The following is a 14282-nucleotide window of genomic DNA, read 5'->3' on the forward strand; positions in this document are numbered from 1 at the left end:
GGCTCTCCCGAGCCGACCTTTGTGTCGCCCCCCACCTGGGCACATACCCGGGTACAGGGGCAAGCGGCGCGTGGTCGCGAGGGGAGGGGCCGTGACCCGAACGGCGCCCCTGCCCGCGGTGGGCACCGCCCCATCGGAACGGGCCGGGAGAAGCACCCCGACGGGGCGTGCACACGGGCGTGCGCGCAGCGGGCCGACCCAGAGCACCGCACCACCCCCGTCCGGAGGCGAGAGTGCCCGCGCCGACCGCAAGACTCAGGACGAACGTGTTGGGGGTGAGCCGCGTGCCCGGCTGGATTGAAGACTACGCAATGATCGGCGACATGCAGACCGCCGCGCTGGTCGGGCGCGACGGTTCCATCGACTGGGCGTGTCTGCCCGACTTCGACTCCTCCGCCTGCTTCGCCGCCCTGTTGGGCGACGAGCAGAACGGCAACTGGACCCTGCGCCCCGCCGACGGCGAGCCCCGGGCCACCCGGCGGCGCTACCGGGGCGACACGCTCATCCTGGAATCGGAGTGGGACACCGAGACCGGGACGGTCCGGGTCATCGACTTCATGCCGCCCCGCGGCGGCGCGCCGCACATCGTGCGCATCGTGGAGGGCATCAGCGGCCGGGTCACCATGTGCACCGAGCTGCGCCTGCGGTTCGACTACGGGCACGTGGTCCCGTGGATGCACCGGACCGGCAGCGAACTGGTCGCGATCGCCGGACCCGACGCCGTCTGGCTCAGCACCCCCGTCAACCTCCAGGGCCACAACTTCACCCACGACACGACCTTCACCGTCAGCGCCGGCCAGCGCGTCCCCTTCGTCCTCACCTGGCACCCCTCCCAGGTGGAGGAGTCCGACCACCTCGACGCCGAGAAGGCGCTGTCGCGGACCGAGCGGTTCTGGGAGAAGTGGGTGAGCCAGTGCACCTACGACGGCCCCTACCGCGAGGCCGTCATCCGCTCCCTCATCGTGCTCAAGGCGCTCACCTACCGGCCCACCGGCGGGATCGTCGCCGCCCCCACCACCTCCCTGCCCGAGGAGATCGGCGGCGTCCGCAACTGGGACTACCGGTACTGCTGGCTGCGCGACGCCACCATCACCCTGGAGGCGCTCATCCGTTCGGGGTACACGGACGAGGCGCTGGCCTGGCGCGAATGGCTGGTCCGGGCGGTCGCCGGAGAGCCCCAGCTGATGCAGATCATGTACGGGATCCGGGGCGAGCGTCGGCTCACCGAGTGGGAGGCCGACTGGCTCCCCGGGTACGAGGGGTCGCGGCCGGTGCGCATCGGCAACGCCGCCGTCGGCCAGTACCAGCTGGACGTGTACGGCGAGGTCATGGACGTGCTGCACCTGGCGCGGCGCACCGGCATCCGGGGCGGCGACTACCTGTGGGGGTTGCAGCGGTCCCTGGTCAACTACCTGGAGTGGTGCTGGGACGAACCCGACGAGGGGCTGTGGGAGGTGCGCGGGCCGCGCCAGCACTTCGTGCACTCCAAGGTGATGGCGTGGGTGGCGGCCGACCGGGCGGTGCGCAGCATCGAGGAGTTCGGCAAGGAGGGGCCGATCGAGCGGTGGAAGGCCCTGCGGGACACCATCCACGCGGAGGTGTGCGAGTACGGGTACGACCCGCAGCGCAACACGTTCACGCAGTACTACGGCAGCAAGGAGCTGGACGCGGCGCTGCTGCTGATCCCCGAGGTGGGGTTCCTGCCCTATGACGACCCGCGGGTGATCGGGACGATCGAGGCGGTGCGCAAGGACCTGATGGTGGACGGGTTCGTGCTGCGGTACCGGACGGACCTGGAGAACTCGGCCGACCAGCTGCCGGGGGACGAGGGCGCGTTCCTGGCGTGCAGCTTCTGGATGGCGAACGCGCTGCTGTCGATCGGGCGCCAGGACGAGGCGCGGGACCTGTTCGAGCGGCTGCTGGCGCTGCGCAACGACGTGGGGCTGCTCGCCGAGGAGTGGGACCCCAGGATCGGGCGGCAGGTGGGGAACTTCCCGCAGGCGTTCAGCCATGTGCCGCTGGTGACGACGGCGCTGAACCTGGCCGACCGGCAGGGCGGCTGGCGCGCCGAGTGAGAACGGCGGGTGCCCCGCGGCCGTCCGGGAACGGCCGCGGGGCACCGGTGTGTTCGGGGCCGGGTCAGGCGGTGAGGGCGGGGTCGGCCCAGACGGGGTAGACGCCCCCGGCGTCGCTCTCCACCTCGATGCGCAGGCGCAGGGCGTCGCGCACGTCGACCTCGATGTCCAGCGTCTCGCCCAGCCTGAGCGTCTCGGTGACCTCGGGGTTTCCGTCCACGTGGACGATGAAGGTGGTGGTCGCCGAGGAACTGGAGGTGTCGGTGACGCCGAGCCGGGCGGTGAAGGTCGTCCAGCCGCGGCCCAGGTTGTACTCGGCCCAGCCGGTGCAGGGGTTGTAGTCGGAGCAGCGGTCGCCGGGGACGAGGGCCCGGCTGTAGGCCTGCCCGTCGATCTCGGCACGGCCCGACCCGGGCTCCCAGCGGCCGTCCTGGTCGACGATCTCCATCTGGGTGAGCAGGGTGGTGTCCCCGGTCGGGCCGGTGCCGGGCGGGGAGGCGTCCTCCTTGGGCGCGCCGGTGGGCTGCGCGGCCAGCGGCGGGGCCTCCTCCTCGGGTTCGGAGGGGGCGGCCGGGTCGCTGGGGGCGTCGGCGGCGACCTGCTGGGAGCCGTCCGCCAGGAAGGGCAGGCCGCGGTCCATCACCACGTAGGTGACGGCGGAGCCACCGATCATGCAGACCACGGCGAAGACGGCCAGGCCGATGAGGGCGGGCTTGCGCGACCTCTTGCGGGGCTCGGGGTGCTCGGGGGCGGGCCGGTGGCCGTAGGCGGGGAAGGCGCCGGTGGCCGCGGGGGGAGGCGGCGGGCCCCAGGAGGGCTGGGAGTGCGGGGGCGGCGGACCGCCGTAGGCGGGGCCGGAGGGCATCGGGCCCGAGGGGACGCGGCCCGGCCCGGGCGGCGGCATCGGCGGGCGCGCCGTGCCCCCGGGAGGGGTGGGACGGCCGGGCCGGCCGGGCGGCGGCCCGGCGGGGGCGGAGGCGGTGGGCGGGGAGCTCGGCTGCGGGGGGCCGGCGGCGGGGCGCTGCTGGACGGGGCGTCCGCGCATCCCGCCGACCGGCCGGTGCGGCATGTCCTCGACACCCGGCCCGGTGCCGGGCAGGACGACGGTCGACTCCGTGTCCGCGGACGCCGCGGGCGTCCCGGCCACGGGGGTCGGTGCGCCCACCGCGGGCGTCCCGAACGCCGGGGTCGGCGACAGCACCGCGGTCACGTCCGCCCCCCGCCCACCGGAGCCTGGAGCGCCGCCCGCGCCCTGCGGGGCCCCGGGACCCGGAGCGCCGCCGGAAGCAGAAGTACCCCCTGGGGCAGGCGGGGCGCTTGGGGCCTGCGGGGCGCCGGGCCCCGAGGCGCCGCTGGAAGCGGACGGGGACACAGCGCCGGCAGGGGCGCCCGGGGCCTGCGGGGCGCCGGAGCCCTGAGCGCCCGGGGCCGAAGAGGCCCGATGGCCCTGGGAGCCGCCAGAGGCGGTCGAGCCCTGTGAGGCACTAGCGGCCTGAGCGGCGCCGGAGGCAGACCGCGGCGAAGCGTCTGCGGAGCCGCCCGGGACCTGCGGGACACCGGAGGCCTGAGCGGCGCCGGGAGCAGAAGTACCCCCTGGGGCAGGCGGGGCGCTTGGGGCCTGCGGGGCGCCGGAGCCCTGGGCGCCACCGGAGGCGGGAGCACCGCCCGGAACAGGCGGGGCACCGTGGTCGGCCGGGGCCTGTGGGGCACCAGAGACAGAAGCGCCCGGGGCCGATGAGGCTCCAGGGCCCTGGGCGCCGCCAGAGGCGGCCGAGCCCTGCGGGGCACCAGAAGCGAACGACGCTGGAACACCGGCAGAGCCACCCGGGACCGGTGGGGCACTGGGACCGGAGGGGTCGACCGGAGCCTGCGGGACGCCGGAAGGCGGTGGGAGGACGACCGTCTCGTCCGTGCCGCGCTCCTCCTCGGCCGGGGCGGCCGGGGCCTGCGGGAGGACCGAGGGGTCGAGCCTGGCGGTGGAGTCGGTGTCCTCCGCGGCGGCGCTGAACAGGGACGCGGCGAAGACCGCGGAGGTGCCGGGGTCGCCCGCCGGGTCGCTTCCGGGTCCCGTCCAGGGCACGGAGGTGGCCAGGGTGCGCAGCGCGCCCACCCAGGCGGAGGCCTCGGGCCGGTCGGCCGGCTCGGCCGAGAACATCGACGCCACCAGGGCGCGGGTGGGCTCCTCGGCGTCGGCGAGCAGCGGCAGCGCCGCGAAGCGCTCGCGCAGCTGCTCCGGCGCCGTCGGCGGGTCCTCGCCCGTCAGGGCGTAGAACGCGACCGCGCCGAACGCGTAGCGATCGGTGGCCGGGCTGTACTCCCCGCTGAAGATCTCCGGCGCCGCGTACCCCGGCGTGAACCACGGCCGGGCCGTCATGTGCCGGGCCGCGATCCGGCTCAGTCCGAAGTCCACCAGCGTCGCCTGGCCGTCGGTGTCGATCATGATGTTGCCCGGCGACAGGTCGCCGTGCACCACCGGCCGCCGGGACGGCGTGGCCCGCCCCGCGTGGAGCATGTCCAGCACCTGGGCGACCTGCTCCAGGTAGCGCAGCACCTCCCGCTGCCCGCGCACGCCCTCCTGGGCGTGCTCGGCGCGCCAGTCGCGCAGGTCCAGCCCGTCGATGTGGTTCATCACCAGGTACAGGCAGCGGTCCGCCTGCTCCCCCGTACCGCCCGCGGGGTGCTCCGGCGCGCCCTCGAAGTGCTCGCGGACTCCCACGACGCCGAGCCGGTTGATGAAGCGCAGCAGCTCCGCCTGCTCGGCCCAGCGGGCGCTCAGCTCGGCGAACTCCGCGGAGTCCGCGGTGATGTCGGCGTTCAGCGCCTTGACCACGACCGGCTCCGTCTGCCCCGCCAGGGTGACCTCCGCCAGGTAGAGGGTCGCCTCGCCGCCGCGCCCCACGGAGCGCACCAGGCGGTACTTGTCCGGATGGGAGTCCGGACCGACGTAGAGACTCAGGCTCACGGCTGTGGTACTCGATTCCACGTGGGGGCTGCGGCATCGCCCTCGGCGGGGGTTCGGCCTGCGGGCACAGGGGACCACATTAACGCGGACAACTGTACTCTTACGCCCTGTACGGCCCATTGGCCGTGAACGGTCGCAGGAGCGGCGGACGGGCTCGGGACGGTGAGGAACGGGAATGGCCGACGAACGGGTGCTGGGCGGCCGCTACCGTCTGCTCTCCCTCCTGGGCCGGGGCGGCATGGGCGAGGTGTGGCGGGGGGTCGACGAGCTCCTGGACCGCCCGGTCGCGGTCAAGCTGGTGCGCGCCGAGCGGGGCGGCTCCGACGAGGCCGCCGCCCGGTTCCGCCGCGAGGCGCGGGTGACCGCGCGCCTGGCCGGCCACCCGAACATCGTCATCCTGCACGACTTCGGCCGGGAGTCCGACGGCTCGGTGTACACGGTCATGGAGCTGGTCGCCGGGCGGCCGCTGGCGGACGTGCTGCGCGAGTCCTCCCCCCTGCCGGTCGAACGCGCCGCCGACCTGATGTCCCAGGCCGCCTCCGGGCTGGGCGCGGCACACGCGGCCGGGATCGTGCACCGCGACGTCAAGCCCGGCAACCTGATGGTGATCGGTGAGCGGACCGGGCTGTACGGCGGCACCCTGAAGGTCCTGGACTTCGGCATCGCGGGGCTCACCGCGTCGGAGCAGAGCCGCCGCCTCACCCAGACCGGCCGGGTGCTCGGCACCCCCCTGTACATGGCCCCCGAGCAGGTGCGGGGCGAGCGGGTGGGCCAGGCGGGCGACCTGTACTCGCTGGGCGCGATCCTGTACCAGATGCTCACCGGCGAGCCCCCGTTCCCCGGCGACGACCCGCTGACGGTGCTCCGCGGCCACCTGCGGAAGACGCCGCGGCCGGTGGCGTCCCTGCGGCCCGGGCTGCCCGGGCCGCTGGCGGAGCTGGTGGACGCCCTGCTCGCCAAGCGCGCCGAGGAGCGCCCCGCCTCCGCCGAGGAGGTGCGCGAGCGCCTGGCGCCCTTCGCGGTGCCCCGCCCCTCGCGCCCGACGGTCGGCCCCGACACCGGGGGGTCGCTGCCGGTGCCCAGGACCCTGCCCTACACGGAGGCCGCGCCCCCGCCGCCCGCCGCCCGCGGCGGGGACCGGACCGAGCTGCGGCTCCTGGTGGAGCGGGCCCAGGAGGCCGCGGGCGAGGGCCGGTTCGCGGAGGCGGCCGCGCAGCTGCGCCCGCTGCTGCCCCGGCTGCGCGCGGCGTTCGGCCCCGACGACCCCGAGACGCTGCGGGCCCGGCGCCGGGAGGCGTACCTGACGGGCAAAGGCGGCGCGCACGCGCGGGCGGCGGAGTCGATGGAGGCGCTGCTGCCGGACATCCTGCGGGTGCACGGCCCCCGGCACCCGGAGACGCTGACGGTGCGCTACTACCTGGCGACCAACGCGGGCCGGGCGGGCGACCACGCCAGGGCGGCGCGGGTGCACGCCGAGCTGCTGCCGGACCTGGCGGCCGTGTACGGGCCGGACTCCGAGCGGGTGCTCACCACCCGGCTGTACCTGGCGTTCGAGACCGGTGAGGCGGGCGAGCCGGGGCGGGCGGTGGAGGTGCTCGACGGGCTGATCCCGGAACTGGAGCGGGTGCTGGGCGCCGACCACCCCACGACGCTGCGGGCCCACCACTACCAGGCGGCCTACCTGGGGCACGCTGGCGACCCGGCGGAGGCGGCCCGCCGGTACCGGAAGCTGGTGGCGCGGCACGTGCGGGTGTTCGGCGAGGAGTCCCCGGAGACCGTGCGCGTGGCGGCCCACCTGCGCCGCTGGCACGGCCTGGCCAAACGGGACCGTCCCAAGGCCTGAGGGGGCGGGCGGCGGCCGCGGGCGGCCCGGGGATGTCCGTTCGGGGGCCGATCGACCGGAAGGGACGTGGATGTCGCCGCCGGGCGCTAGTGTTCTGGCCATGGCCACCAAGGACCTCAACGAAATCATGGAAGCCGGGTGGGCGAAGGCCCTGGAGCCGGTCGCGCCGCAGATCACCGCGATGGGTGACTTCCTCCGACAGGAGGTCGCCGAGGGGCGCACCTACCTGCCCGCCGGCGAACACGTCCTGCGCGCTTTCCAGCAGCCGTTCAAGGACGTCCGCGTGCTCATCGTGGGCCAGGACCCCTACCCCACGCCCGGCAACCCGGTGGGGCTGAGCTTCTCCGTCGCCCCCGGTGTCCGGCCGCCCGCGAGCCTGAAGAACATCTACAAGGAGATGCAGGACGACCTGGGCCTGCCGATCCCGAACACCGGCGACCTCACCCCGTGGACGAAGCAGGGCGTGCTGCTGCTCAACCGGGTCCTGACCGTGCAGCCCGGTTCGCCCGCCTCCCACAAGGGCAAGGGCTGGGAGGCCATCACCGACCAGGCCATCCGGGCGCTGGCCGAGCGCGGCGGGCCGCTGGTGGCGATCCTGTGGGGCCGCCAGGCGCGCGACCTGCGGCCGCTGATGCCCGGGGTCCCGTGCGTGGAGTCGGCGCACCCGAGCCCGATGTCGGCGCGCAACGGGTTCTTCGGGTCCAAGCCGTTCAGCCGGACGAACGAGATGCTCAAGGAGCAGGGCGCGGAGCCGGTGGACTGGAGCCTGACCTAGCCCGTCCCGTACGCACATCCCCCATACCCCTGTCGACCTGCGGACTCGGCACCGACCCCCGGTGCCGGGTCCGACCCGTGTCCCGCCCCCCGACGACGGAAGGTCCCCACGTGGCCAAGCAGCTGTCCTACGCGGACGCCCTGAAGCTCCTGGGAAAGAACGACTCCGAGGTCCTGGCCGCGGCCGAGAAACTGGCCGACGGGGGGCTGGGGGCGCTGGGGGTGCCGGACCTGTTCGGTATCAGGGGCATGGTGGTCGGGAAGGGCCGCAAGGCGCTGGAGGGGATGCGGGACAAGCTCAGGGGCGAGAGCAGGATGTCCCGGACGGAGAAGATCCTGGCGGCGGAGCGGATCCTGGTCGTGGTCTCCTTCTTCGAGGCGGTGGAGGAGGCCTGGGAGCAGGCCGGGATGCCCTTCCCCTTCAGGGACCTGGAGATCACCGCCGAAGAGCAGACCGCCCTGGTCGGGCGACTCCTCTCCGACCGGCCGCCCCCCGTACCGAGCCCTGCCGCGGCATGGCACGGAATCGGTCACGGCCCCGGCTTCTCCGAGCTGACGGAGTGGGAGCACACAGACCGGTTCGAGGACCTGGAGCTCTCCTTTCTCAAGCTCGTCACAGGCCTGGCCGTAGCCGAGGCGCACGGTATCGCCGACGTTCGCCATCCGTCTCTGCGAGCACTGGGCGACAGGTTGGCCGAGACCGCGGCCCTTCGTCACGACGAACATCTACGAAGCCTGTCGGGTGAGGTCCCCGAGTTCGCGATGTGGATGCACGAGCAGCGGGACGGCCGTATCCGAGGCAGACTGGACACCGGGCTCGCCGAAGTGAGCCGCCTGCTGGAATCGATCGCCTCGAACCGACCGGTGGACCGGCGGCGGGCCGAGCTTTCCGCCCTCTATCGAAACGTCCTGCACCGGCCGGTCCTGCCCACGGACGACGGCCCCGTCAAGGGCCTGGTCCTGCCTTCGCTCGAAAAGACGTACATCTCGCCTCGCGGCCGCATCGCCGTGGAAGAAGGGAATGCGGTTCTCTTCTCCGAGAAGTGGTGGTCGGAAATCAGCGTCACGGATGACATTGCGGGATTCGTTTCAGCCCATCTCGTACATCCGCAGAGCACAGAGACCCCGACTGTGATTCTCGGGCATCCGGGATCCGGCAAGTCGAAGTTCACAGAAATGCTCGCGGCGCAGCTGCCGCCATCTGATTTCCTGCCGATTCGGGTAGAGCTGCGCTCCGTCCCGCCCAACGCCCCGATCCCCCTCCAGATCGAAGAAGGCCTGGCCGCTTACCTGCACACCCGGGTGTCGTGGCGGGATCTGGCGGACTCCACCGACGGGGCGCTGCCGGTGATCATCCTGGACGGCTTCGACGAACTCCTTCAGGCCACCGGCGTCGACCGCTCCGACTACCTCGAGCAGGTCCAGGAATTCCAGCGGCTGCAAGAAGCGATGGGACTTCCCGTGGCCGTCATCGTCACCAGCCGAACCGTCGTCGCCGACCGCGCCCGCTTTCCCATCGGGACCACCGTTGTCAAGCTGGAGCCCTTCAATGATGCTCAGATCGACCGTTTTCTCCAGGTATGGAAGAGGGAGAACGATCGACCTGACGGCGCTCTGCGAGATCTGACCACCGAGGTGGTCCTGCGCTACCGCGATCTGGCCGAGCAGCCGCTGCTCTTGGCGATGCTGCTCATCTATGACGCCGAGGACGGCGCACTGCGCAGCGCTGTTCGAAACCTCACCCACCGGGAACTGTACGAGCGACTGCTCACCAAGTTCACCGAACGCGAAGTGAAGAAGCACCGGTCCTCACTCGAGAAGAACAGTTTCGATCGAGCGGTCGAGGGGGAGTTGCGCTGCTTGGAGATCACCGCGGTAGCGATGTTCACCCGGCGGCGGCAGCATGTGACCGCCGAAGAACTGAACCGCGACCTGGCGGTCCTGATGCCCGGCGGCTTCGAATACGCAGCCGATCCCGATCTGCACGGCCGCATCGCCCCGGCCCACCAAGTGCTCAGTCGGTTTTTCTTCGTACATGAGGCGAGGGCACAGAGCAAGAACGGCACGGCGAGTACTTTCGAGTTCCTGCACGCCACCTTCGGTGAGCACCTGGTGGCCCGGGCCGTGGTCGCGGCACTGGACTACCTGAATGACACTCGAAAGCTGGCCCTGCACAGGCGCAGATCAACCCAAGCGGCCGACGACGGCGAACTGTACGCCCTCCTTTCCTTCGCCTGCCTGTCCGGCCGGGAAAAGATAGTGGACTTCGTTTCCGAGGAACTACGGGATCGATTCTCGGAAAACCCGGAAAAGACCTCGGAGTACTCCGGCCTGCTCATAGAGCTCTTCCAGGAGGCGGCCTTCCCGACAAACGAGCGCTCCTACAGCGACTACACCCCGACCCGCCTTCCCAGCACCATCCGGCAGGCCAATTACACGGCGAACCTGGTCATCCTACTGATCTTGTCCCACGAGAACCCCGTGGACATAGAAGAGATCTTCCCCGAGTCGGGCCATCCACTAGAAGAGTGGAAAAAGGCATCCAACCTGTGGAGCTCCCTTCACAGCTCGGAATGGCTTTCCCTCCTGAACACGATACGCGTCAAGCATGTGAAGGCCGACGATGGAACAGAACAGAGGAGGTCCATCATCGTCCGCGAATCGGGCGAACCGGTGAACATGGGAGAGTGCATCGGCTTCATCATGGAAGGCTACGAGAACACGCCTCCTTTCGGTGATTTTTCACTGGACATCGGCGACCCGTACCAGACCACAATAAAATTTTCAACGTCGGCTTCGCAGACACTCCGTTCGACCTCCTTGTGCGTCAACGACGCCGGCGCAGACGTCCTCCTCAGGATCCTCCCGTACATCCAAGGGGTTTCGGAAGACTTCGACTCCTGGCACGGGATCATCGACGGCAAAGGCCAGGTCGCCTGGCTGAAGATGCACGAAGTACTACGATTGCGCTTGGAACTCCCCAGGCTCTTCTCCGCATCCCGAACCGCCACCTATCGAAGACTGCTCTCCGGTCCACGGCTCGGAAGACTGGAGGTGTTGGTGCTCCAGCAGGCCGCAGAAGACATGCGGCACCACCTGCCAGAAGGCGACCTGGGCCATTTGAGAAGCGCGGTCCTGAGATATCTGGACGAAGTACGCTCCGTGGAAACGAGAACTCTTCTCCCTTCGCAGACGGTACGGTCGGTCCTGCAATCCTTTCCGAAAGGTTTCCCTCCGGAAAGAGTGGTGAACCGAATCCTGGATCTCGCACGAAGCCGTCCGGACCCGCAATAGACAGCGGGGCACCGCCCCCGGCCGACCCGCGCCTCCCATCCCCCGAACCACCTCCGACGACGGAAGGTCCCCCCGTGGCCAAGAAGCTCTCCTACGCGGATGCACTGAAGATCCTCGGCAAGAAGGACTCCGACGCCTGGGACCTCGCCGAGCGGCTCGCCGACGGCGGCCTCGGCCTCCTCGGGGTCCCCGACCTGTTCGGGCTGCGGAGCCTGCTGGTGAGCAAGGGCCGCGAGGCGGTGGAGGGCATCCGGGAGCACCTGCGCGGCGAGAGCCGCCTGACCCGGACCGAGCGCATCCTCGCCGCGGAGCGCGTCCTCGCGGCGGTCGCCTTCCTGGAGGCCCTGGACGAGGTCTGGGAGGCCGCCGACGCCCCGCTGACCCTGGACGAGCTCGGCCTCTCGGAGGAGGACCGGGCCGCCCTGTTCGGCCCCCTGCTGTCCCCCGGCCGGCCCGGCCGGGTGGCGCTCCCCCACCGCTGGAACGCCGACACCGACACCGGCCCGCGGGCCCTGGAGGTCGCCCCGCAGGAGGCCGCCGCCCCGTCCGCAGCCCCCTGGGCGCACGCGCCCGGGGTGGAGGAGGCTGCCTGGCGGGAGTACTTCGACGGCCTGGCCGAGGCCTTCCAGAACGCGGTGCCGCAGGTGGCCGCCGCCCGCGGGCACGGCCTCGACTCCCCCGCCCACCCCCTGCTGGCCGCCGTGGGACGGGAGCTGGGCCGCCGGTCGACCGAGCGCTACGAGGAGCTGCACCGCCTCCTGGCCGCCGACGTCCCCGAGTTCGCGCTGTGGGCGCACCAGGTCGAGCACCGGCGCACCCGCTCCGCCGTCGACGACGGCCTGGGCGAGCTGCGCCGCCTGCTGGCGACCGTGGCCTCGGACCGTCCCGTGGACCGGCGCCGCGAGGAGCTGTTCGCCGCCCACCGCGCGGTGCTGGAGCGCCCCGTGCTGCGCGCCTCCGACGTCCCGCCCGGGCTGGTGCTGCCCTCGCTGGCCGACGCCTACATCCCCCCGCGCGGGCGCGTCGCGGTCATCACCCCCGATGCGGTCCCCTCCTCCGAGGAGTGGTGGTCCCTGCACCGGCCGGTGGACGACCTGTCCGCGTTCATCGCCGCCCACCTGACCCACCCCGACGCCACCGACCACCCCACCGTGGTGCTCGGGCACCCCGGCGCGGGCAAGTCGAAGTTCACGGAGGTGCTGGCCGCCCGGCTGCCGGCCTCGGACTTCCTGCCCGTGCGGGTGGAGCTGCGCGCGGTCAGCCCCAACTCGCCCATCCACGTGCAGATCGAAGAGGGTCTGGCCGCCGCCCTGCACACCCGCGTCTCCTGGCGCGACCTGGCCGACTCCGCCGACGGGGCGCTGCCCGTCGTCATCCTGGACGGCTTCGACGAGCTCCTCCAGGCCACCGGCGTCGACCGCTCCGACTACCTCGAACGCGTCCAGGAGTTCCAGCAGCAGCAGGAGGCCATGGGCCTGCCCGTGGTGGTCGTCGTCACCAGCCGCACCGTCGTCGCCGACCGCGCCCGCTTCCCGCGGGGCACGACCGTCATCAAGCTCGACCCCTTCGACGAGCCGCGGATCGGCCGCCTGGTGGGCATCTGGAACCGGGCCAACGCCCGGGCGGCGGACGCGACCGGGGCGCTGACCACCGAGGCGGTGCTGCGCTACCGCGACCTGGCCGAACAGCCGCTGCTGCTGATGATGCTGCTCATCTACGACGCCGAGGACGGCGCGCTGCGCGGCACCGACCAGGGCCTCACCCACGGGGAGCTGTACGAGCGGCTGCTCACCATGTTCGCCCGCCGGGAGGTGGACAAGCACCACTCCGGCCTGGGCCGGCACGACCTCGCCGAGGCCTTGGAGGGCGAGCTGCGCCGCCTCGAGGTGGCGGCGCTGGCCATGTTCACCCGGCGCAGGCAGAACGTCAGCGCCGAGGAGCTGGACCGCGACCTGGCGGTGCTGCTGCCCGACGCCGCGCTGGACCCGGACGACACGGGGATGCACGGCCGGATCGACCCGGCCCACCAGGTGCTGGGCCGGTTCTTCTTCGTGCACGAGGCGCGGGCCCGGACCGGTGACGGAACGGCGAGCGTGTTCGAGTTCCTGCACGCCACCTTCGGCGAGTACCTGGTGGCGCGGGCGGTGGTCGCGGCGCTGGAGGAGCTGGACGCCTCGCGCTCGCGGACCTCGCGGCGGCGCGGCCGGGCCCGGCGGATCGACGACGGGGAGCTGTACGCGCTGCTGTCGTTCGCCTGCCTGCCGGGCCGGGACAAGGTGCCGGACTTCCTGGCCGAACTGCTGGAGCGGCGGTTCGCCGAGGACCCGGGGCTGCGCGGCGACTACTCCGACCTGCTCATCGAGCTGTTCCGGGAGGCGCCGTTCCCGGCGGCCAACCGCTCCTACGCCGACTTCGAGCCCCAGCGCCTGCCGGTCACGGTCCGCCAGGCCAACTACACGGCGAACCTCGTCGTACTGCTGGTGCTGGTGCGCGAGGACGACGTGGACCTGGACGAGCTGTTCCCGCAGTCGGCCGGGCCGATGACCGAGTGGCGCACCCTGGTGGGGGTCTGGCGCTCCCTGGACAGCCCGGAGTGGTTCGGCCTCCTGAACGCCGTGCGGCTGCGCCACATGCAGTCGTGGACCCGCGAGGGCAGCCGCAGGCTGCTCTCACGCGAGGTGGGAGACCCGGTGAACGTCGGCGAGTGCATCGGGTTCGAGCTGCACACGGACGTGGAGGTGCGCCCGGACGTCTACGACCCCTACGGCATGACGATCGCCTACAACCGCACGATCTCCCGGATGCTGCGCTCCATCTCCATGCGCGTCAACGGCAGCGGGGCCCGCGTCCTCCTGGGGATGCTGCCCTACCTCGGCGAGGTCCACGGCGACATGGGGGCCTGGTTCCTGGACCCCGACGGCGACAGCGCGTGGCTGGAGCCGCACGAGGTGCTCAAGCTGCGGCTGTCCCCTCCCCACATCGACCCCGAGGGCCGCCTGAACGCCTACCGCCGCATGCTCACCTCCACCCAGCTGGGCCGACTGGAGCTGCTGGTGCTGCGGCAGGCGGCCGAGGACCTGCGCTGGCCGGGCACCGGGGACGGCGCGGAGTACTCGCCCCTGCGGCGCCTGGTCCGGGAGTACCTGTCCGGGGTCGACTCCGTGGTCTCGGGGAACCGGCTGGCGAAGGACGCCGTCGCCCCCGTGCTGGCCCTGTTCCCCCCGGGCTTCCTCCCGGACGGGACGGTGGAGCGGATCATCGCCATCGTCGACCAGGAGAACCCCCAGCGCGGCAGGCGCACCCGTGTGACCGCCCACCTGCGCTGACCGGCGGG

At 72.2% G+C, this 14282-nt stretch carries 6 protein-coding genes; 5 read left to right on the top strand and 1 reads right to left on the bottom strand.

Going from position 1 to position 14282, the window contains the following annotated elements:
* The first annotated feature begins 269 nt into the window (after window positions 1-269).
* On the top strand, window positions 270-2075 hold the full coding sequence (locus tag K1J57_RS30975; RefSeq protein ID WP_220562211.1) for a glycoside hydrolase family 15 protein: 1806 nt from the start codon (window positions 270-272) through the stop codon (window positions 2073-2075).
* A gap of 64 nt (window positions 2076-2139) precedes the next feature.
* Here K1J57_RS30975 and K1J57_RS34090 read toward each other — a convergent pair whose 3' ends face one another.
* Window positions 2140-5037, bottom strand: coding sequence for a protein kinase (locus tag K1J57_RS34090; protein ID WP_220562212.1), 2898 nt, complete (start codon window positions 5035-5037; stop codon window positions 2140-2142).
* Between the two features lie 175 nt (window positions 5038-5212).
* Between K1J57_RS34090 and K1J57_RS30985 the strand changes: the two genes are divergently transcribed.
* The 4 genes from K1J57_RS30985 to K1J57_RS31000 all read left to right on the top strand — a co-directional run bounded on the left by K1J57_RS30985 (window position 5213) and on the right by K1J57_RS31000 (window position 14274).
* Window positions 5213-6880 carry a serine/threonine-protein kinase gene (locus K1J57_RS30985; protein ID WP_220562213.1) on the top strand — a complete coding sequence of 556 codons (1668 nt, stop codon included), beginning with the start codon at window positions 5213-5215 and terminating at the stop codon, window positions 6878-6880.
* Between the two features lie 100 nt (window positions 6881-6980).
* A complete protein-coding gene (locus tag K1J57_RS30990) occupies window positions 6981-7655 on the top strand; it encodes a uracil-DNA glycosylase (protein ID WP_220562214.1) in 675 nt (224 codons plus the stop codon).
* 110 nt (window positions 7656-7765) lie between these two features.
* Window positions 7766-10948, top strand: coding sequence for an NACHT domain-containing NTPase (locus K1J57_RS30995; protein WP_220562215.1), 3183 nt, complete (start codon window positions 7766-7768; stop codon window positions 10946-10948).
* A gap of 74 nt (window positions 10949-11022) precedes the next feature.
* A complete protein-coding gene (locus K1J57_RS31000) occupies window positions 11023-14274 on the top strand; it encodes an NACHT domain-containing NTPase (RefSeq protein ID WP_220562216.1) in 3252 nt (1083 codons plus the stop codon).
* Window positions 14275-14282 lie beyond the last annotated feature (8 nt).

Source organism: Nocardiopsis sp. MT53, assembly GCF_019598965.1.
Classification (GTDB): domain Bacteria; phylum Actinomycetota; class Actinomycetes; order Streptosporangiales; family Streptosporangiaceae; genus Nocardiopsis; species Nocardiopsis changdeensis.

Coding starts and splice junctions, on each gene's coding strand:
- K1J57_RS30990 (WP_220562214.1), top strand. CDS start 6,981: ATGGCCACCAAGGACCTCAACGAAATCATGGAAGCCGGGTGGGCGAAG.
- K1J57_RS30985 (WP_220562213.1), top strand. CDS start 5,213: ATGGCCGACGAACGGGTGCTGGGCGGCCGCTACCGTCTGCTCTCCCTC.